Raw genomic sequence first — 20,814 nt, forward strand, 5'->3', positions numbered from 1 at the left:
TCAATATGGTCTTTCTTTCTGTTTTATTACTTTTTATTGATACATTTTAGAAGTTGCTGCCATCGATTTCTTGGTGTTTTTATTAGGAGTATTTCCCATTGTAAAAATCAATTTTCCACCTTGCATAATCTCTGTATGTTTGATGTAACTTCGTTCTATAACCTCATTATTTAAGGTAATAGCTTGAATGTATTTGTTTTCTGAACTGTTATGTATTGTTTCTACAGTAAAGGTTTTTCCGTTTTCTAGATTGAGGGTAGCTGTATCTACAATAGGAGAACCAAAAGCGTAAACTCCTTGTGCAGGATTTACAGGATAAAAACCTAAGGCACTAAAAATATACCAAGAAGACATTTGTCCGCAATCTTCATTACCACAATGTCCGTTTGGTTTATTTTTATACTGTGTTTCTAAAATTTCACGGATTAATTTTTGTGTTTTCCAAGGCTTATCAATGTAATTATACAAATATGCTACGTGATGACTAGGTTCATTTCCATGTGCATATTGACCAATCATTCCGGTACTAAAAATTGGTAACTTATCTTCTGGAAGCGGATCTAAAGTAAACATAGAATCTAGCTTTTTTTCAAAATTTTCTTTTCCACCAACAGTAGTTACCAAACCTTCAATATCGTGTTGCACAGACCAAAAATATTGCCAAGCATTACTTTCGCAGAAATAAGGAGAGTAATCTTTAGGAATAAAATCTTTTAAGAAAAGTCCGTTGTTAGATTTAGGTCGCATAAATGTACTTTTAGAATCGTACACATTTCGCCAATTTTCAGAACGCTTTAAAAACGTATTATAATCCTCTGTTTTTCCCAATGCTTTTGCAAATTGAGCAATACACCAATCTCCGTATGCATATTCTAGGGTTTTAGAAACCGACCAATCTTCATGCTGTTCGTCAATTGGCACGTATCCCAATTGCATGTATTTATCAATTTCTCTTGATGCATCTGTAGCACTTGCAATACACGCTTCGTATGCCAATTCAGCATCAAAACCTTTAATTCCTTTAAAATAAGCATCTACAATTACAGGTACTGCGTGGTAACCAATCATCATATTGGTTTCATTTCCTTGCATAGACCAAACCGGTAATAAACCTGTTTCTTTGTAATGAGCAAGCATAGAATTTACCATGTCTGAAACTCTAGTAGGGTGCAAAATGGTGTATAACGGGTGTGCAGCTCTATACGTATCCCATAATGAAAACGTATCATATCTATCAAAACCATCAGCATTCATGATAGCATCGTTTGCTCCTTTATAATTTCCGTTATGATCGCTCAATAAAGTTGGTGCCAACATCGATTGATACAACATTGTGTAAAAAATGTGTTTTTTTGTACTATCTTTTGTTGTGATTACTATTTTTTGAAGTTGTTTTTCCCATTTGTCTTTCGCTTGATTCTTTAAGGCTTCAAAATCAAAATTAGGAGCCTCTTTTTCTAAGGATTGATAAGCACCTTCAATAGTTGCCGTTGAAAGGCCTGTTTTTAAAATAATTTCTTCACCTTCTTCCGTTGAATAATTTAAAATTATTTTGGTGTTTTTACCAGTAACAGGAGATTTTGTAAGCGTATCATTCTTAAATAATTGATATTCTTTAAAAGGTTTTGATACTTTGATTACAAAATAGACGCGTTGGTCTTTTGCCCAACCAGAAGATTTTCTATAACCTTCTATTGTGGTGTTATTAACTACTTTAAAATGAGTTTCTGTAGGACTGTCCCAATTTAGCGCATAGCCTAAATCGATATAAATTTGTGTATTCTCATCTTTTGGAAATGTGTATTTATGAATACCCGTTCTTTCTGTTGCTGTTAATTCAGCTTTAATTCCGTAATCTAATAAATCAACCGAATAATAACCAGGGGAAGCGGATTCTTTTTCATGTGAAAAACTAGAAAATGGTTTAAAACTATTCGCTTTAATTCTTTTTGAAAACTTACTATTGGTAGGCATTACTAGAATATCATATAAATCTCCAGCACCTGTACCAGATAAATGCATGTGTGAAAAACCAGAAATGATAGAATCTTTATAAAAATATCCTGCAATTCTATCCCAACCAGGAATACCAATATCTGGACTTAATTGCACCATTCCGTAAGGAACGGTTGCACCAGGATACGTATTTCCAGGACCATCTGTACCAATAAACGGATTCACAAAATTAGTAAGGTTTTCTTGAGTAACTATTTTTTCTGGTTCTTTGCATTGTAGCAAAAAGATAGTACAGAGTAGATATAATAGATTGTATGTTTTCATTAATTTAGATTCTAAAATTTAATTGTACTAAAAGTTGTTCTCCTTTTTATTTAAAACTAGCTGATAGCAACTTCAGATTTCCCGTTTTTGAAACCAAACCAAACAATGTATGCATAACAAAGAACGATTAAAAGTAATGCACTTTTAAAAGCAATATAATCTGTTAAAAATCCAAAAGTAGGAGGGATGATCGCACCACCAACAATGGCTGTACATAATAAACCTGATGCTTTTGGTTTTAAATGACCAATACCATCAATAGCTAGCGTAAAAATTGTTGGAAACATAATAGAGTTGAACAGACCAACAGCCAAGATACTCCACATGCTTACCAAGCCAAACGTACTTACAGATAAGACAATTAAGCCAATAGAGATAGATGCAAAAATAGCCAGGACTTTTCCTGGTTTCATAATTCGGGTAAGATACGCGCCTGCAAATCTACCAATCATAGCACCAGACCAATAAAAGGTGACAAAAACGCCAACGACTGCTTTGTCATCTTTTTCGGCTAAACCTGAGTTTAAAATGGCTTCTGCAATAGATTTCATAATCCCATTTTCTTTAATAACCGATACAAGGTTCATTTCTAAAAAGTAGTTTACTAAATAACTACCAATAGCAACCTCTGCACCAACGTAAAAGAAGATACCTAATACACCCTGCATTAATTTTTTATTTTTAAAAGCTTCACGATACGTTCCTGTGGAAACTTCAGAAATCATATTTGGTAATTTTGCAAATAAGAAAACCAAAGCAATCAAACCTATAAATGCTGCCAAGCCTAAAAAAGGTGTTTGAACCGCAGCGGCTTCTGTAGTTAAATATGCTTCTTTTGCAGCTCCATCTAGTACCGCAATTTCGTCTTTAGTTTTTATCACATCACTTAAAATAAACATCGCACCAATTACGGGAGCTACTGCTGTTCCTAAAGAATTAAATGCTTGAGATAAATTCAACCGACTAGATGCGCCAGCTTCAGAACCCAAGACAGCCACAAAAGGATTTGCTGCTACTTGCAAAACGGTAATACCCGCTGCTAAAATGAAATAGGCCAGCATAAAAATGCCAAACTCACGATAGGATGCTGCCGGATAAAAAAGCAGACAACCTAATGCCATGGTTAATAAACCTAAAATAATACCTTTTTTATAGCCTATTTTAGATAGAATATAACTTGCTGGAATCGATAGTAAAAAGAATGCACCAAAAAAAGCAAATTGCACTAATCCTGCTTGAAAATAGGTTAGTGTAAATAGTTCACGCAAACGAGGAATCAAAGAATCTACCAATACCGTAATAAATCCCCAAAGGAAAAATAAAACAGTTAGTAAGATAAATGCGGAGCGATAGGGTTTTTGATTTGACATGGTTCTGATTATAATTTCTACTTTAAATATTCCCTCTATTATAGAGTTTTCTTAATTTCTTTAATTGTTTTTAAATAGTCGTCTGTTAATTGTGGACCATCAAAAAAAGTAATTCCTTTTGCGCCATTTTCTTTCGCTAAATGGATGGCTTGCTTTAACTCTTCGCTAGATGAAAAAGGCGGTAAATATACGCCTGTGTTTATAGCAACATCTTTATCTTCTAAATCTGTTACACCTTGTTTTGTTGCATACCCAATCCAATCGATTTCTTCATTATAAAAACCATGATAAATCATAGGATACACTGCATCAATATTCCATTTGTCCCAACGTTGGCGAACCATATGATCGGCCATTTCTGGATAGGGAAAAACAGCAGCTGTTAAGTTTTTATTGTTCTTATGAACAATTTCATAAGCGTCATTTACTAGGTTTCGGATAGCATTCAATCTGAAATTTTTCCATTCCATATCAATTGCTGTATTTTCACTTTCTAAAGGATTTTTATGATGAATTTTTTCAAACTCACTAATGCAAACTTCGCAATAACAAAAATCAAATTCTGCCATTTCAGTCTCTTGTTTTAAGTCGTACTTTGGAAGTAAACCAATTGGCAAGAAAATATCTGGGAAACGAATGTAATCTAAATGAACACTTTCAATTCCGTCAACTTTAGACAAACCTTCCACTAGACCTAAAATATGATTTCTAGACTCGGTTCTTGTTGGGCATAACCATTGGTAATAACCAACATACGGACGGGTATCAAAACAAGATTTACCATCTCTACTCACCATATACCATTCTGGGTGTTTCAACGCAATTGTGTCTCCAGGTCTGTTTACAGCCATAATCCACGCATGTACTTTTAAACCTTCTTTGGCAGCCAAAGGAGCTAAGCGCTCTAGTTCTTTAGGGTCTGTGCCTGTATTTATTAAAAGTTCGTCAATTCCACCTTCTTTATATCTCTTAAACTCGGCAATATAACTAGCGTTGGTTTTGTTTTTGCTAGAGGTTATCCAAGTACCAAAAGTAAATGTATCCTCTTTTGTAGAGGCATTGATGAGTTTTTTTTCTTGTTTTTGATTACAGCTTGCCAAAATTAAAATTGACATAAAAAACAATAGTTGTTTTACTTTCATTGATCTGTGATTTAATATTAAATTATTCCTTTAAATTTTCAAAAAGTGTGTTCAACAATTCCTGATCTTTGTCTAAACTATATTCCCAGAACATAGCGCCTCCAAATCCGTTTTCCTTTATAAACGCTGCTTTTAATTTAATATCTTTAGACGTTTCCCAAGAAACAAATGTACTATCGGTTTCACTCCATAAATAGGAAGCTTTTGCAGATTCATCATACATTTCTTTATATTTTCCTGTTGCTACTTTTTTCTTAAGGTCTTTGTAAGACACAATATAACCGCCCTCTAGCGAGTGATCATTTAAACCATCTGTTGTAGAACTTACCTTTTTCCATTGTCTTCCATAGAAAGGAATTCCCATAACTAACTTATCTGCTGGCACGCCTGCTTCCAAATGTCTTTCCATAGCATCTACTCCGCTATTCACATTGTATGTATCTTTTTCTGAAGGATATAAATTTGCATGATGCCCTGTTTGATAATACCAACCTTGATAAAAATCATAACACATTACATTTATAAAATCGAGATATTGATGCGCTTCCCCCAAATTAGTTTGTTCTATATAAGTTTCATCAGCTCCCGTAGCAATGGTTAACAAATAGTATGTATTATTTTTATTTCCTTCAACATCTAAAGCTTTGCGAATTTCTGCCAAAAGCAAGGTGAAATTATCTTTGTCTGAAGGACGAAAAGGATTGTCTTCTCCACGTTGCCCTGGGTATTCCCAATCTAAATCGACACCATCAAAACCATGTTCTAGTAATAGGTTTACACAACTTTCTGCGAATTTTTTTCTGGAAGCTTCATAAGCTGCCATTGTAGAAAATTGATCAGACCAAACCCAACCACCTACAGAATACAATACTTTTAAATTTGGATTTTGTTTTTTTAGTGATATCAGCGTCGCAATTTTAGCTTTATCTGTTTCTAACTCAAACTTTGCTTTACCATCTACAATATTTGCAAATGCAAAATTGATGTGTGTTAATTTAGTCGCATCAATTTTAGAGAAATCATAATCTTCATAACCAGCAGCATACCCAATTATTTTAAAATCTTTATTTACAGCTGCATTATTAACCGATTCTATTGCTACTTTTTTGTCATTAGATTTTTTAGTGCTATTTGAGCAGGCAAAAAAAAGTGGTATTATAAAAAGATATTTTATGAATTTCATTTTATTTATTGTTTTAGAAAAGATCCATCTTCTTTAATAATTAACGTTTTATTAGAAAAAGGACTTTTTACAAAAATAGTCCAACCAAAACGATGATTTTCAAGTTTTAGATTCATTTTTTTTCCATCTATAATTATTGGTGCTGCTGCTAATTTTTTAATAGCAGTAGCCCATTTTTTATTGACAGTAAAATGCTTTTTTTGAGCACGGTATAATTTGTACAACTCCCATTTTAATTTTTCATCATTCGGAATTTCAAACGTATCTCTTCTCCCTACTTCTTTGGAAGAAAAATAAACATAGCCCCATTTTTCTGGTTCGTGCATATTAATAACTCCTTGTGGAGACCAAACCCAATTATATTCAGGAAGGTATTTCCCTTTAACATCCTTTTTTCGTTCGTATTTTCCATCTGTAAGTTGATAATCCCAATTTACTCTTGAGAAATTTACACGCCAAAATTCATCTTTAGGAACATTTTTTTCAAAATAAGATTTTTTATAAACACTCCAAGGAATGGCCATTTCAAGAACCCAACCTTTGTCGGTATCGTTCGGGTTGTTTAAAGTACCATCTATTGTAACGGCAGATTTCATTCCAGTTGCCATCCAGTCATTTAAAGCGATATTGTTTTGCTCTCTATAAGGTTTTGTAATAAATAAATCCCAAATGGTATTGATGGCATTTACTTCAATTTCGTAGTAATTATGTGTATCACCATCTGGATCTATGAACACTTCAAAATCATTATTATGAAAAATAATAGCATCATGCTTTGTGATATCTGCCCAAACGTGTGGTTCTTCCATTTTTGCTAAAATGTAGAAATACGTATCGTCCCAAAGCATTTTAATTTGGGTTTTGTAGGTTGGTTTTTTTACACCTTGAATGTCTATAAAAGGTTCGGACCATGTTACTTTATTCCAAGAAGCATCCTTCTCATTTCCATCAATAAGAATTGCTTCAGAAGTATGATACGCAATGTAACTTTCTGGCGTAATTTCAACCTTTGACTGTGCAGTAGCTATTGTTGTTAAAAAACAGCATAAAATCGATAAATATTGAAATTTTAAAATCATTTTTAATTCTTATTTTATGATGAAAATTGATTCAAACCTTTAATTATTTTAAAGATTAAAGGTCTGAAAATTCAAAAAACTTATAAACTATTTTCTTTTGTATATTGAATAACTTCACTCAACTTACCAAATGCCATTGCAACCACAGTATCTGCAGCGCCATAATAAATAGCCAACTTATCTTCTTCTACATCGTGCAACGCAGCACAAGGGAAAACTACATTAGGCACATCGCCGGTAGTTTCATATTGTTCTGCAGGACCTAATAAATAAGGTTGCGTTCTATATTTAACTTTGTCTGGTTCGTTTTCATCTAAAAGCGCAGATCCCATTGCATACCGGAAACCGTTGCAAGTATTGATTACTCCGTGATAAATCATTAACCAACCTTCGTCTGTTAAAATGGGAATTGGGCCTGCACCAATTTTGGTACATTGCCACGCACTATCTTCAAAAGGTGTTGCTTTCATTACACAACGGTGTTCTCCCCAATACTTCATATCTGGGCTGTAACTAATATAAATATCGCCAAACGGTGTGTGACCGTTGTCACTTGGGCGACTTAACATTGCATATTTACCATTGATTTTTTGTGGAAATAACACACCATTTCTATTAAAAGGCAAAAAGGCATTTTCACATTGAAAGAATTCTTTAAAATCGAAAGTATACCCAATTCCGATTGTTGGTCCGTTGTAGCCATTACACCAAGTAATCCAATATCGATCTTCTATAAATACCACACGAGGATCGTACTTATAATCAGATTCTATCATTTCTGTATTTCCGGCTTGCATTTCAATTGGCTCATGATTGATGTCCCAATCAATTCCGTTTTTACTAAAACCAGCAAAAATATTCATTTGTACCGCTTTGTTATCACACCTAAAAACACCTGCAAAACCATCTTCAAAAGGAACAACAGCACTGTTAAAAATACTGTTAGATGATGGAATGTCGTACCTGTTAATTACAGGGTTTTCAGAATATCTCCAAACTACATCAGTGCAACCTTCTGGTTTATCTTGCCAAGGAATTGAATTCATATTTGCTTTATTTTTTAATGTCAATTTTTATTATTTTTAATTCGGAATTTTTCTAACTTTATCTAACCATGTAAACTTCAAAATAATCGAAGTTACTACAAATACACCCAATGAAATAAATGCTTTTGGATAATCTCTAATGATAAAATAGATAGGTAAAACAATCATACTAGATTGCCAAACAATACCAATAGCGCAGTTTAACATGTCTGACCAAAAATCGGAATTTCTTTCTATTTTATGGTTCTCTTTCTTTAATTCTTTCAATACTGGTTTCCAAAATCCCCAAGGATGCACATTTTTATAAAATGCTTTTAGAACCTTCATGTCTGTTGGTTTGCTTAAAAAGGTTCCTAAAAATGATCCCAATAGCGACACACCGAATATTACTGGAAATAAGTAAATGGCAGAAACGTGCGATAATTCATATAAAATTGTTCCTTCAGAGAAATTCCCTTTATTTTGATTTAATAAAAACTGCAAACTGGCAATGATTAAACCAGATAACATTCCCCAGAAATACCCCCAACCGTTAAAGCGCCACCAAATCCATTTTAAGAAATTTGCAGCCACATAACCACCAAATAAAGAACTGGTAATCCATAACGTTAATGAGTTAATTGAATCTGCAAAAAAGCCCATAAAAACACCCAACCCAACTACTGCAAATGATGCGATATGACTCGCTTTTATATAATGTTTGTCGGTTGCTTCTGGTTTAAAATATTTTTTATAAATATCATTTACAATATACGCAGGACCCGCATTTACAAAAGCAGAAAAAGTAGACATAAATGCCGCTAATAAACCAGCTAATAGTAACCCTTTAATTCCTACAGGAACATGAAAATTAATTACTTGCGGTAATAAAATTTCTAAATCTGCACCAGTAAGATTTGGGTTTGCCGCCATTTGAGGAGCTAAAACTACCAAGGCAATTACTACAACACCACCAATTAATAAATATCTTGGTATGAATAATACTAGGTTTGTAAAACCACTCATATATGCAGCCTCTTTTACTGTTTTTGTTGATAAAATTCGTTGCATATCGAAACTTGGTGTTGGGCCTGCAATACTTGCGAAAAATCCTTTAAAAAGACTCATACCTATTAAAGCGCCAAACATTTTATAACCTTCGGAATCTACCAAATCATTAAATTTCTGAAACTTGGAATCCCAATGCGTGTCTAATTCCCAACTAAAAAACACATTTTTCCATTGTTCTGTAATCACACTTGTAATTTCAATATCACTAAAAGCGAAAAAGGTATACCCAGCGACTAAAACACCCGCAATCACCATAATTCCGTACTGTAAAACCTCTGTGGCAACTACAGAAAACATTCCACCTTTTATGGTGTAAATTGTGGTTAGGAAAATAATGATAAGCGCATACGATTGTTCTGAAGTTAATATTTCTGAAGCATTTAAAATTAATGCTAAATCCCAAGGTAAAATAACGGTCATAAATTTACCAACACCTTCAAAAAAGTAGGCAATAAATCCGATGGCAGCAATAACCGCAAAAATAGCGACGATTTTATGAGAAGCTCTACCTGCTTTATCATCACCAAAACGAGTTAAAATCCATTCCGACCCCGTCATAATATTAGAACGTCGAATCCAAACGGCTAAGAACATCATAATAAAAATCTGATTCCATATAGGCCAAAGCCACATCAACATAAAACTTTTTGTTCCGTATAGAAAAAGCCAACCTACCATTAAGGCTGTTCCAGAAATATCGAACATTCCAGAACCGTTACTAAGTCCTAAATAGTACCATTTTATAGATTTTCCTCCTAAAAAATAAGAATCTAATCCTTTGGAAGCTCTTTTGGAAATCCAAATTCCAACAGCAAGTGTTAAAACAATGTATACTGCTATAATTGAAGCATCAATAATATCCATTATTTTTGCATGTTTTTAGAAAGACCCCATTGTTTATTTGGTTCAGCACCCATTTTAAAATGTAAAGTGCCACCTTTTAAAATATCTTGATGAGAGATTGCTGTCTTATTAAAATCTTTGCCATTAAAGGTTGCAGATTGTATGTAAATATTTTTATCAGAAACATTTTCTGCTTCAATAGTAAATGTCTTTCCATTTGGAAGATTCATGCTTGCTTTTTCAAAAATTGGTGTTCCAATTTCGTACTCACCAGAAGCTGGGTTCATAGGATATAATCCCATAGAACTCAATACATACCAAGCGCTCATTTGTCCGCAATCTTCATTCCCGCTTAATCCATTTGGAGTTGTATTGTATTGTGTATCCATAATATGACGTGCCCAAAACTGTGTTCGCCAAGGTTGTTCTGCGTGATTGAACATATACGCAATGTGGTGACTAGGTTCATTTCCATGTGCATATTGACCGATAAGACCAGTAATATCTGCAGAAACATTGTCGCCAGTAATTTCAGAACTTTCTGTAAATAATTGTTCTAAACGATTGGTAAAAACTTCATTACCACCATGATTTTCTATTAAATTATCTACAGCATGTGGCACAAACCAACTGTGTTGCCAAGCATTTCCTTCTGTATAATCCGTTTGTTCTCTGTGGTTCGAATGTTTAGGGTCGAAAGGTTCGTTCCAAGATTTACCGTCTTCAGATTTTCCACGCATAAATCCACTTTTCTTGTCAAATAAATGTTGATATGCTTTAGAACGATTAAAGAAAAATTGATAGTCATCTTCTTTTCCTAACATTTTTGCCATTTCTGCAACACACCAATCATCAAACGCATATTCTAAAGAAATGGTTACAGATTCATCTATTAAATTATAAGGAATATAGCCGTACTTTTTATAATGATTTAAGCCACGTTCATCTTGCATCATCGTGTTCTTCATTGCTTCGTATGCTTTTTCAGCATCAAAACCACGAATTCCTTTTTTATAAGCATCAACAATTACAGGAATAGAATGGTAACCCGTCATGGTATTTGTTTCGTTTCCGTACAAAGTCCAAACTGGTAATATTTTTTTAGTATCATAATAGGCCAACATCGAGTTTATTATATCAGATGCTTTATCAGGAGCAATTAACGTTAATAAAGGATGTTCTGCTCTAAAAGTGTCCCAAAGAGATAAAGTAGAATAAGCTGTGTAATTTTCTGCAGTTGCAATACTGTCATTCTCTAATCTAAATTGTCCGTTTTTATCACTAAAAGTAACAGGAGCTAATTGTGTATGATACAATGCTGTGTAGAAAATAGTTTTTAAAGAGTCTGTTTTCGTTTCTACATTAAAACTAGACAACGCTTTCTCCCAAGAGTTTTCCGCGGCTATTTTTACATTTTCGAAATTAAATTCAGAAGAATCTAAATTCCCTTTTGCATTTTCTATGCTTACAGAAGATAGTGCTACTTTTACTTGTAATTCATTTTTAGCATCCGTTTCAAAAAATAATTGTGTGGATGTTTTTGTGCTTTTTGCTGTTTTTCTATCCGTTAAAAGACCATCAGCATATAATTTGTAGCTTATAATCGGTTTCGAAAATTTAGCGACAAAAAACACTTTTTGATTATTAGCCCAACCTTTACTAAATCGAGTTCCGCTAACTGTATATTCATCTTCAACTTTTAGCGAAGTTTCTAAAGGTGTGTCCCAATTGATGGCAAAACCTAAATCGATTACGACAGCATTTTTATCACCTTTTTTAAATGTATACTTATGATTCGCTGTTCTTTTAGAGGTTGTTAATTCTACATTAATATCATGATCTTCTAAAAAAACCTGATAATAACCTGGAGATGCTTTTTCATTTTGATGGCTGTAAGAAGATTTGTAAGAAATACTATCTCTCGATTGCGGATTTGTAGTTAAATCTACTTCTTTATTTACAGGCATAAAAATAATATCAGCTAAATCTCCAATACCAGTTCCGCTTAAACTTAAATGGCTAAAACCAACAGCAACAGAATCTGAATAATGATATCCAGAACACCAATCCCAAGCGCTAACACCATTTACAGGGTTTACTTGTAGCATACCAAAAGGTACAGTTGCACCAGGATATGTATGACCATGACCGCCAGTTCCTATAAAAGGATCGACAAAACTTATTGACGATTTTTCGTTATTATTTACAACTGTTGTTTTTTTACCACAGCTTACAATTAAAATAGCGCAAATAATAAGTACGTATTTTTTCTTCATATATATGTTTTAATCCAAATTATTAAATTAATATTTGTTTTTCCATTTTCTATAACCTATTTTTTTGTTAATAGAAAATATTTAAAATGAGTTCTATTTCTCATATTTTTTAACACGAAGTTTTACCGTGTTTTTGATAAATAGTGTTGGCAGAATACATTTTATATTAAAAATAAAAAGCCAAGATATATTTATCTTGTATAAAAATTCATAAATTTAACCACAATTGAAATAAATTTAGACGTACGACATAACAACTCTCCTAAACATCAAAAAATTTTTTTATTTAATGAATTTTAAATCGAATCACCTCTATAAAATATCATTTTGGCACCATATTATTTTTTGGTCTGTCTATTTCCTTTTTAATACGTTTCGTTGGGGAAGTTACTTTAATGATTATTTATATTCATTTAAAACAAATTTATTAGGGTTTCCTATACATATTAGTTTGTGTTACTTCAATATCTTTTTTTTGATGCCAAAATTTTTATTTAAAAGAAAATATATTCTTTATATAACTTTATTCTTTACAGCTATTTTTTTGATGGTTCTTGCAAAGTTTAATCTAACCTATTTTTTTATAAGTAATCAAGTTTGGCCTGAGGGCCCTGAACCTATAACTTCATTATCGCTTAATTATGTTTTAGATATGATGATAGGTGAGGTGTACGTTATCACTTTTGTTACTGCCATTAAAGTTACTCTAGATTTTTTAGAGAAACAGAAACGCGTTACCGATCTAGAAAAAACGCAATTAGAAACAGAATTGTTGTTTTTAAAAGCCCAAGTATCTCCACACTTTTTTTTCAATACGCTTAATAATATACATTCTCTTGCTTTAGAAAAGTCTGACAAAACACCAAGAATTATTATGAGGCTTTCAGAACTAATGCGCTATCTTCTTTATGAAACAAAGTCTCAAAGGCAGTCATTGTCAAACGAAATATGTTGTATTCAAAATTATTTAGATTTAGAAAAAATTAGACATGATGATCTATTAGAGGTAAATATGTCTATTTCAGGAGATATACAAGACAAAGAAATTGCGCCTATTTTATTGCTCACATTTGTTGAGAATGCTTTTAAACACGGTGTTAATAAAAATATAGGTGTAATAAAAATTGATGTAGATTTTACAGTAAAAGAAGATTTTCTTTATTTTACAATTACCAATCCTTTACCTGTAATAACAAAAATTGAAAATATTTTTGAACATTCTAGTGGTATTGGTTTAGAGAATGTAAAAAAAAGGTTAACTTTAGGCTATAATCAAGATGATTATAAGTTGACTATAAATAATGATAATAAATTTACTGTAAGTCTAAAGATTAAAGTTACTTAAATGAACTTTATTTTTAGGGCAGATTTTTATGTTAATTAGTACGTATGAAAATAAAATGCTTGATTATTGATGATGAACCTTTAGCTGTTAATGTTGTAAAAAACTATTTAGAGCAAATTGAAGGAGCAGAATTGGTAAATACTTTTAACAATGCTATTTATGCTTTAAATTTTCTAAAAGACCATTCAGTTGATGTTATTTTTCTAGATATTAATATGCCTATTTTAGACGGACTTAATTTTATCAAGAGCCTAAAAAACCCTCCACTAATTATTGTTACGAGTGCTTATACTGAGTTTGCTATAGAAACCTATGAACTAGATGTTTTAGATTATTTAGTGAAACCTTTTGACTTCCCTAGGTTTATGAGAGCGTTAAATAAGGTTTACAATAGGCTAGATATACATAAAAATGTAACTGAGAACAATAATACGCGTCCTTATCTTTTTGTTAAGATTGATAAGAAAAAAATGAAAAAGATTTTTTTAGATGAAATATTGGTTATTGAATGCCTTAAAGATTATCTGAAAATTAATACGACTCATGGTCGATTTATGATTCATAGTACATTGTCAGACTTTACGAAACTTTTACCTTCTAATGATTTTATTAGAATACATAGGTCTTACACTATTGCTATGGATAAAATTGATGCCGTTGAAGGTAATTGTATAGAGATTGATGGTATGAAATATGTTATTGGAAGATCTTATATTCACGAAGTAAAAGAAAAGGTTTTAAGCTCTTCTATCTAAAACTATTTTAAAACAGTTATAATACTATAATTTTAACATCTATAAGGAATTTGTTCTTTATTAGATGTTTTTTTTGTTCTTTTTTATAGCAAAAAAAAGGGAGCATCTATTAAAATGCTCCCTTCAATCCAAATAATTCAAAATTAAATATATTAACTTAAAATATACTTATACTTTTAATTCTGTTGTGCCCACCACAATGGTGTGAAAACGGTGTCTGGTCCTTCTAATTTTTCAACTGCTTGTTGATATCCTCCAGGGATATTACTAGAGAAATTTGAAGGATATTTTAAACGTTGACCATAAAAATTAATGGTATTGGTCATAAAATTTCCACTCGTTAATTGAGGCATGTTTGTTAATGGTTTTTCAATTGCCGCATTTTCAAAAAATGGCAATCCAAGTCTTCTATGATCACTCCAAGTTTCTAAAGGTAACCATGGCGTTTGTGCAATAAACTTTTGAGTTATAATCTTAGTTAAAAGGTCATTTTTTACAGCACCATTTTTATAGATTGTGTTTTCTGGATATTTCATGTTCATTGTGCCTGCAGTATTTGTGTACCCATCTACATAGGTTACAGCAACAGTAGCTGATGGCTCAGTAGTATGCGTCCAACTAACAGAAGTACCTACTCTACTATAATCTTGAGAAGTTAAGTAGTCGCTTAATTGGCTAGAAACCCCGTTGTAAGTAAAACTATCTGCAATACCTTTTTCATATGCTACTTGGCCAGTCATAGGTACGTTCCATCCTCTTAAGGCAGCTTCAGCAATTAGAAAGTGAGACTCCCAAGAAGCAAAGAATATTCTGCTATTAGAATCGTTTCTGTATTTATTAGCTAAACGAGGTAAAGTACCTGTAAAACCAAACACTTTATTTTTTGATCCTTTTTCTCCCCAGTTACCTGCAGCATAAGCATTCCAGGTAAAAGCAGCTTCAATTTCTTTTACAACATTATCTGAACCATCTACAAGATTTCTTTTTGTAATTGATGCATTACTATTCCATGAAGGGTAAGCATTAAATTCAGGATCATTAAAATCTCCTGGAATTTTAAACAAATCATATGCTCTAGGATCAATGGTGTTTTGTAAACCATCGAAAAAGAAACCTGCTGAAGGATCATTTGTCATGCTAGAAAAATGATCATCAAATTTAAGTCCCATATAATTAGCAGGTTTAATATGGCTGTGTTTGTCTGCAGATAACATGCTTTGTGAAGTTACGCCACCTAAACCAATCATTAAATTGTTAAGAGTTGCAGTAATTTCATGATCCCACCATTGTCTCGTCATTACACCTGTATAGTCATTATAACCAGATTCTTCTTTTACAGAGAAATTATCTGTAGCATCTTGAATAAAAGCACTACCAACAGCACTTTCAAATTCTGCCTGTGCTTTAGCTGGATCTACTTCAGACAAACGCATTGCTAAACGCATTCTCAAAGAATTACCATACTTTTGCCATTTTGCATAATCATATCCATAAGCTGGATCTAACTTTTTTAATGCATCACCAGGGTTTGAAACAGATAGGTCTAAGGCAGCTGTAGCTTCGGTTAATTCTTGTAGCATGTAATAGTAAACTTCTTTCACGTTACTATATTCTGGATTTACACCTTGAAAACCGTTGATAGGAATTGGTCCAAAATTATCTGTCATTTCGCTCATAATGTAAGCTCTCCATATTCTTGCAACTTGTTTAAGATTAGGTGTATGCTCTTTAAAACTTCCAGATGCTATTTGTTCATCAGCAATTTCAATACCTGCGTTTATGTTTCTTAACCAAGAAGAAACATATCTGTTATAGTAATCACTTGTCCAACCATCGTTTGATCCTCCTTCAGATAAAGTACCTACTCTAGTCATTCTACCTGCGTCATCCCAATATAGAACAAATACACGTTCTGCAATGTGTGGGTCTTGTTGTGCACCACCAATAGAACTATTAATAAAATATTCTGTTTGTACTTGATCTTTACTTGCAGCTGTTGGGTTGATGTTTATCTCCTCAAAATCTGAACAAGAAGTAAATGCGAGTAGCATTATACCAAGTAAGTTCGCTTTTTTTAATATTTTTCTCATTACTTATATTTTTTAATTTTTTAGAAACTTAAAGACACATTCATAAACACGCTACTTGTTGTAGGTGGTGAAAGGTATTCAAAACCTGTAGCATTGGTAGATGTAGCAAATACAGATTCTGGATCAATACCATTTAGGTTATTTTTTATCATCCAAACGTTATTCGCAGAAATTCCAATTTTTGCATTTTGTATACCTGAATCTGTCAACCAATTACTTTTTAAATTGTAGTTAAGGTTTACGTTTCTTAATCTTACATGCGTAGCATCGTAAACATTTGCTTCATTAATACCTAAATTTCCAGATCTTGCTGTTATAGCTGTCCAGTAATCTTGAGGAGATACTGCTGTAGTATTTGGAACAAAACCAGAACCACCATCACTAACAACACCTTCTACTATGAAGTCTTCTCTTAACCCGTTTACAACTGTTGCAGCTGCAGTTCCAGATTGTTGTAATGCTAAATTAGAACCAGAGAATATATCTCCACCTATACTAGCATCAATTAAAAAACCAAGGGATAAATTTTTGTAAGTAAATGTGTTTGAAAAACTAATTAAGGCATCAGGTTGTTGTTCTCCTAATTTAAATTTATCTGAAGTAGCTGTAGGTAAGCCATTACCATCTACAATTATTTGACCAAAGTTAGCACTACCTTCATCTGTAACACGTGCATATTTAGTTCCCCAAATTTCACCATATACTCCTTTTTCAATAGCTAAAACAGCTAAGTTGTCATACCCTCCTAAACGAAATTGAGTAACATCTTCAGCTAAACGTTCAATTGTATTGTCATTTCGAGAATAGTTAATACTTGCTTCCCAATTTAAGCCTTCTGGGTTGTGTAGAATTTTACCGTTTAAAGACAATTCAAAACCTTTGTTTTGCACGTCTCCTGCGTTTACTTTTTTAGAGTTGTAACCACTTAAAGGGTCTAATGGTAAGTTAATTAGTTGGTTTGTTGCATTTGATTGATACATTGCAAAATCTAAACCTAAACGGTTGTTAAAGAATCTTCCTTCAATACCAATTTCTTTAGATTTAATTAATTCGCTTCTTAAATCTGGGTTAAACAAGACATCATTAGTACCTGCAGTGGTGTTGTTATTTGGGTCGTTACCAACAGTGTAATAATTGTAAAGCTCATATTCTCCTAAGTCATTACCAACAGTAGCATAAGATGCTCTAACTTTACCAAAGGTTAACCAGCTAGGTAAATCTACATTTTGTTTTTTTAACATGTCTGTAAACACGAAAGAAGTACTTATTGATGGATAGAAGAATGACCTATTCTCTTTGCTTAAAGTAGAAGACCAGTCGTTACGAGCTGTAAAATCTACAAACAAATATCCATTATAGTTTACTTGGAATGTACCGTAAATAGAGTTGATTTTTTTCTCTCTTGAACCTTGATTAATGTTTGAAGGATTGACACCATTATTCAACGTAAATAAGTTAGGTACTACTAAATCGCCAGAACTTCCGTTTAAAAAATTAGAAGATCTTGCCATTATATTACCACCAAGTGTTACTGCACCACCAAATTTACCAATAACATCATCTTTATTAGCAAGTAATAGTAAACTATAATTTTTCTCGATAAAAGAATCTTTACCAAAACTATATCTACCTGTTTCACTATCTGGGCTACCAGAATATAGTTTAGACTCTGTTGTGGTTGTATATAAATCAGCTCCTGCATTTACTTCAGAACTTAACCAGTCATTAAACCTATATTTTAAAGATCCATTTAATAAAAAACGATCTCTAGCATCTTCACTTAATCTGTTTTTTACAGACCAATATGGGTTTTCAGCATTTTCTGAAAGATACCACCTCATGTTGCCAAATTCATCAGAACTGTTTAGAAATTGAGTAATATCTACAGATACAGGTAATTGTGCTACCGTACCAAAAGCATTGTTATTATTGTTACCATTTAAAGGTCTGTTACCAGCTTTTGCATTGATGTATTGTACTTTCACATCTGTTGTCCATCTATTATCTTCACCAAATTTAGAGACAGCCCTAGTGGTAAGGTTTAATCTTTCTAATGTAGATCCAGGAATATTGCTTTCATTTTCTAAATAATTTACAGAAGTATAAAGAGATGTTGCTTCTGTAGCTTGCTGTTGAAATGATACGCTATAATTCTGGCTAAATCCACCATTGTAAAAATTATCTAAATTATCATAAGCTCTTAAAGATACTTGATCACCTTTCCAATCTGATACCGATTGTCCTTCAATTCTAGGCCCCCAACTAGAACCAGAATTATTTACATAAATGCCTTGGCTACCTTGACCAAATGATTTTTGTGTTTTTGGCTTAATGAATAACCTTTCAAAACCAGTAGTTACAGAGACTGTAATACCAAGACCTTTTCTTGATTTTCCTGTTTTTGTTGTAATTAAAATTACCCCATTACCTGCACGTGAACCGTATAAAGCCGCAGCAGAAGCACCTTTTAAAACAGTCATTGTTTCGATATCATCTGAATTTAAATCTCCTAAACCATTTCCTAAATCTTGAGAAGGATTGAAAAAATCTGTATTATCAGCACCTGTAAAGTTATCCATAGGAATCCCATCAACAACTATTAAAGGTTGATTATCACCAGATAAAGAGCTATTACCCCTTAAAACAATTTTAGATGAACTCGCAGGACCATTACTTCCCTTGATAATCTGTACACCCGCCACTTTACCAGCTAAAGCATTCGCCACGTTGGTTTCTCTTGCTTCTGTTAAAGCTTCTCCTTTAACTTCTTGAACAGCATAACCTAAAGATTTTCTTTCTCTCTTAATACCAAGAGCAGTTATTACTATTTCATTCAATTGATTTACATCTTCTGCTAAAGATATATTCATAACAACTGCACCATTCAATGCTTTTTCTTGAGTTACATACCCCATGTATGTAAACTGTAAAACAGCATCTGCACTTGAAACCTTAATACTGAATTTACCATCAAAATCTGTTGTTGTTCCGTTTGAGGTGTTTTTAACCATTACACTAGCTCCCGGAAGTCCGAAACCCGTTGCAGTATCAATAACCACCCCTTTTACTGTTGTTTGCGCTTGCATCATACCGCATGTGCAGAATATTCCAAACATAAACAGCAATCTAAGTACCTTTTTTGTCATAATTAATTATTTTTGTTTCGTAAATTAATCGAAAAAACAAATGAAAAATAAATATTTTCGACTAATGACAATTTTGGACATGAGTTGGTTCTATATTATTATCATTATGTTATTTATTATTCTTGTAAACTATTAGTAACTAGTATTCTTATTAAGAATTTGTGTTTTACATTGGTTAATGCTCCTGTATAATTACATGTTGTGATGTATTGGGTTAGATAGTTTTTTGTAGCTAAATCTTATATTCAATTAAGTGGAATGTCTTTTATAGTTTATAAGTTTAAAATATGTTTTAAATGGGATATACATCTCTTTTAAATGTATAATTAAAGAGCAAAAAAAATAATTTAGGTTTTAAATTATCAACATATATAATACTTTATTAGTGTATGTGTTATTGTAAATAAGTTACTTAGGTATTGTGTTAAGTGTAATTTTATATAATAGCATTTAGTTTCTTAAACTTCAAAATACTTTTATTGTTTTTTTGTTATAGCTTAAGTAATAAATTAATTATTTACGCTTTAAATTGTTTGTTTATCTCTAGTTTATCTAATTCTAATTTTTTATTAAATAGTTTACAACATGTGTATTCTATCTAAAATGTTAAATAATTTACAATAAAAGATCCTTTAGATCTGTTCATCTGTTGTTTGTCGAAATAATTAACCTTAAATTAACCCTTATTTTATTTTTATATTATGTACAACATAATGTAAAAATAATTTTATGATTTAAAAAGTAAGTAAATTACTGTTTGGGTTTTGTTTACTCAGCTTTATGGCGGTGCAAGTTGCAGTAAAAGCAACAATTACAGATTTAGATGATGGCACTACTTGATTTTAATGGAAGTACTCAATAAAACAGGGCTAAAGTGCTACCTTATAATGCAGTTATGTAGGTTTTGGTATTCAGAAAAAAGGGAACTTAACAGGTGTGATAATTGCAACTGATTCTGAAATTCTAAAAGATAGACCTGTAACTAATGTGATGCAGGTGTCTCATAGAGCTTTACCTGGCTAAGATATGACGTTAGATTTAAAATTTAGAGTAGGTTTGTATGAAGGTACTTAGGTACTTTAACACAAGCTGATTTAGAAATAACTATTAATTTATTAAGAGATCGTGGTGGGACGCAAGGTTTAAGTATATTTTCAGTAGTAGGCCAAACAACGCTTATACAGCTGTAAGCGACTTTATTAATGAAGT

Annotated in this window: 12 protein-coding genes; 2 read left to right on the top strand and 10 right to left on the bottom strand. The window is 32.3% G+C overall.

All coding sequences use genetic code 11. The features are described from left to right. Positions 1–33 precede the first annotated feature (33 nt). The 8 genes from CW731_RS00305 to CW731_RS00340 all read right to left on the bottom strand — a co-directional run bounded on the left by CW731_RS00305 (position 34) and on the right by CW731_RS00340 (position 12,269). The gene (locus CW731_RS00305; protein ID WP_100944830.1) at positions 34–2,280 is read right to left on the bottom strand and encodes a GH92 family glycosyl hydrolase; all 2,247 of its coding nucleotides are present in this window, start codon (positions 2,278–2,280) and stop codon (positions 34–36) included. Positions 2,281–2,336: 56 nt separating this feature from the next. Beyond that, a complete protein-coding gene (locus tag CW731_RS00310; RefSeq protein WP_100944831.1) occupies positions 2,337–3,650 on the bottom strand; it encodes a sugar MFS transporter in 1,314 nt (437 codons plus the stop codon). Positions 3,651–3,688: 38 nt separating this feature from the next. After that, positions 3,689–4,792: a family 10 glycosylhydrolase gene (locus CW731_RS00315; protein WP_100944832.1), complete on the bottom strand. Its 1,104-nt coding sequence runs from the start codon at positions 4,790–4,792 to the stop codon at positions 3,689–3,691. A gap of 22 nt (positions 4,793–4,814) precedes the next feature. Next, on the bottom strand, positions 4,815–5,975 hold the full coding sequence (locus CW731_RS00320; RefSeq protein WP_100944833.1) for a glycoside hydrolase family 18 protein: 1,161 nt from the start codon (positions 5,973–5,975) through the stop codon (positions 4,815–4,817). Positions 5,976–5,980: 5 nt separating this feature from the next. Then, on the bottom strand, positions 5,981–7,054 hold the full coding sequence (locus CW731_RS00325; RefSeq protein ID WP_100944834.1) for a carbohydrate-binding family 9-like protein: 1,074 nt from the start codon (positions 7,052–7,054) through the stop codon (positions 5,981–5,983). Positions 7,055–7,134: 80 nt separating this feature from the next. After that, the gene (locus CW731_RS00330) at positions 7,135–8,100 is read right to left on the bottom strand and encodes a glycoside hydrolase family 130 protein (protein WP_100947581.1); all 966 of its coding nucleotides are present in this window, start codon (positions 8,098–8,100) and stop codon (positions 7,135–7,137) included. Positions 8,101–8,136: 36 nt separating this feature from the next. Further along, positions 8,137–10,014, bottom strand: a complete 1,878-nt coding sequence (locus tag CW731_RS00335) for a sodium:solute symporter family protein (protein WP_100944835.1) — start codon at positions 10,012–10,014, stop codon at positions 8,137–8,139. Then, positions 10,014–12,269 carry a GH92 family glycosyl hydrolase gene (locus tag CW731_RS00340; protein ID WP_100944836.1) on the bottom strand — a complete coding sequence of 752 codons (2,256 nt, stop codon included), beginning with the start codon at positions 12,267–12,269 and terminating at the stop codon, positions 10,014–10,016. The genes CW731_RS00335 and CW731_RS00340 overlap by 1 nt, the downstream gene beginning before the upstream one ends. 547 nt (positions 12,270–12,816) lie before the next feature. Here CW731_RS00340 and CW731_RS00345 point away from each other — a divergent pair. Further along, positions 12,817–13,614, top strand: a complete 798-nt coding sequence (locus tag CW731_RS00345; RefSeq protein WP_368356661.1) for a sensor histidine kinase — start codon at positions 12,817–12,819, stop codon at positions 13,612–13,614. A 44-nt stretch (positions 13,615–13,658) separates the two neighbouring features. After that, the gene (locus tag CW731_RS00350; RefSeq protein ID WP_100944838.1) at positions 13,659–14,369 is read left to right on the top strand and encodes a LytTR family DNA-binding domain-containing protein; all 711 of its coding nucleotides are present in this window, start codon (positions 13,659–13,661) and stop codon (positions 14,367–14,369) included. Positions 14,370–14,545: 176 nt separating this feature from the next. Here the strand turns inward: CW731_RS00350 and CW731_RS00355 are convergent, their stop codons facing one another. Continuing rightward, positions 14,546–16,459, bottom strand: coding sequence for a SusD/RagB family nutrient-binding outer membrane lipoprotein (locus CW731_RS00355; protein ID WP_100944839.1), 1,914 nt, complete (start codon positions 16,457–16,459; stop codon positions 14,546–14,548). 20 nt (positions 16,460–16,479) lie between these two features. Then, the gene (locus CW731_RS00360; protein ID WP_232734695.1) at positions 16,480–19,548 is read right to left on the bottom strand and encodes a SusC/RagA family TonB-linked outer membrane protein; all 3,069 of its coding nucleotides are present in this window, start codon (positions 19,546–19,548) and stop codon (positions 16,480–16,482) included. Positions 19,549–20,814: the final 1,266 nt, after the last annotated feature.

It is taken from the genome of Polaribacter sp. ALD11, from assembly GCF_002831685.1.
GTDB lineage: Bacteria > Bacteroidota > Bacteroidia > Flavobacteriales > Flavobacteriaceae > Polaribacter.

Excerpts from the sequence above, each read along its gene's own strand:
- CW731_RS00330 (WP_100947581.1), bottom strand. The coding sequence starts at position 8,100 with ATGAATTCAATTCCTTGGCAAGATAAACCAGAAGGTTGCACTGATGTA.
- CW731_RS00345 (WP_368356661.1), top strand. The coding sequence starts at position 12,817 with ATGGTTCTTGCAAAGTTTAATCTAACCTATTTTTTTATAAGTAATCAA.
- CW731_RS00310 (WP_100944831.1), bottom strand. The coding sequence starts at position 3,650 with ATGTCAAATCAAAAACCCTATCGCTCCGCATTTATCTTACTAACTGTT.
- CW731_RS00305 (WP_100944830.1), bottom strand. The coding sequence starts at position 2,280 with ATGAAAACATACAATCTATTATATCTACTCTGTACTATCTTTTTGCTA.
- CW731_RS00350 (WP_100944838.1), top strand. The coding sequence starts at position 13,659 with ATGAAAATAAAATGCTTGATTATTGATGATGAACCTTTAGCTGTTAAT.
- CW731_RS00340 (WP_100944836.1), bottom strand. The coding sequence starts at position 12,269 with ATGAAGAAAAAATACGTACTTATTATTTGCGCTATTTTAATTGTAAGC.
- CW731_RS00360 (WP_232734695.1), bottom strand. The coding sequence starts at position 19,548 with ATGATGCAAGCGCAAACAACAGTAAAAGGGGTGGTTATTGATACTGCA.
- CW731_RS00335 (WP_100944835.1), bottom strand. The coding sequence starts at position 10,014 with ATGGATATTATTGATGCTTCAATTATAGCAGTATACATTGTTTTAACA.
- CW731_RS00320 (WP_100944833.1), bottom strand. The coding sequence starts at position 5,975 with ATGAAATTCATAAAATATCTTTTTATAATACCACTTTTTTTTGCCTGC.
- CW731_RS00325 (WP_100944834.1), bottom strand. The coding sequence starts at position 7,054 with ATGATTTTAAAATTTCAATATTTATCGATTTTATGCTGTTTTTTAACA.
- CW731_RS00315 (WP_100944832.1), bottom strand. The coding sequence starts at position 4,792 with ATGAAAGTAAAACAACTATTGTTTTTTATGTCAATTTTAATTTTGGCA.
- CW731_RS00355 (WP_100944839.1), bottom strand. The coding sequence starts at position 16,459 with ATGAGAAAAATATTAAAAAAAGCGAACTTACTTGGTATAATGCTACTC.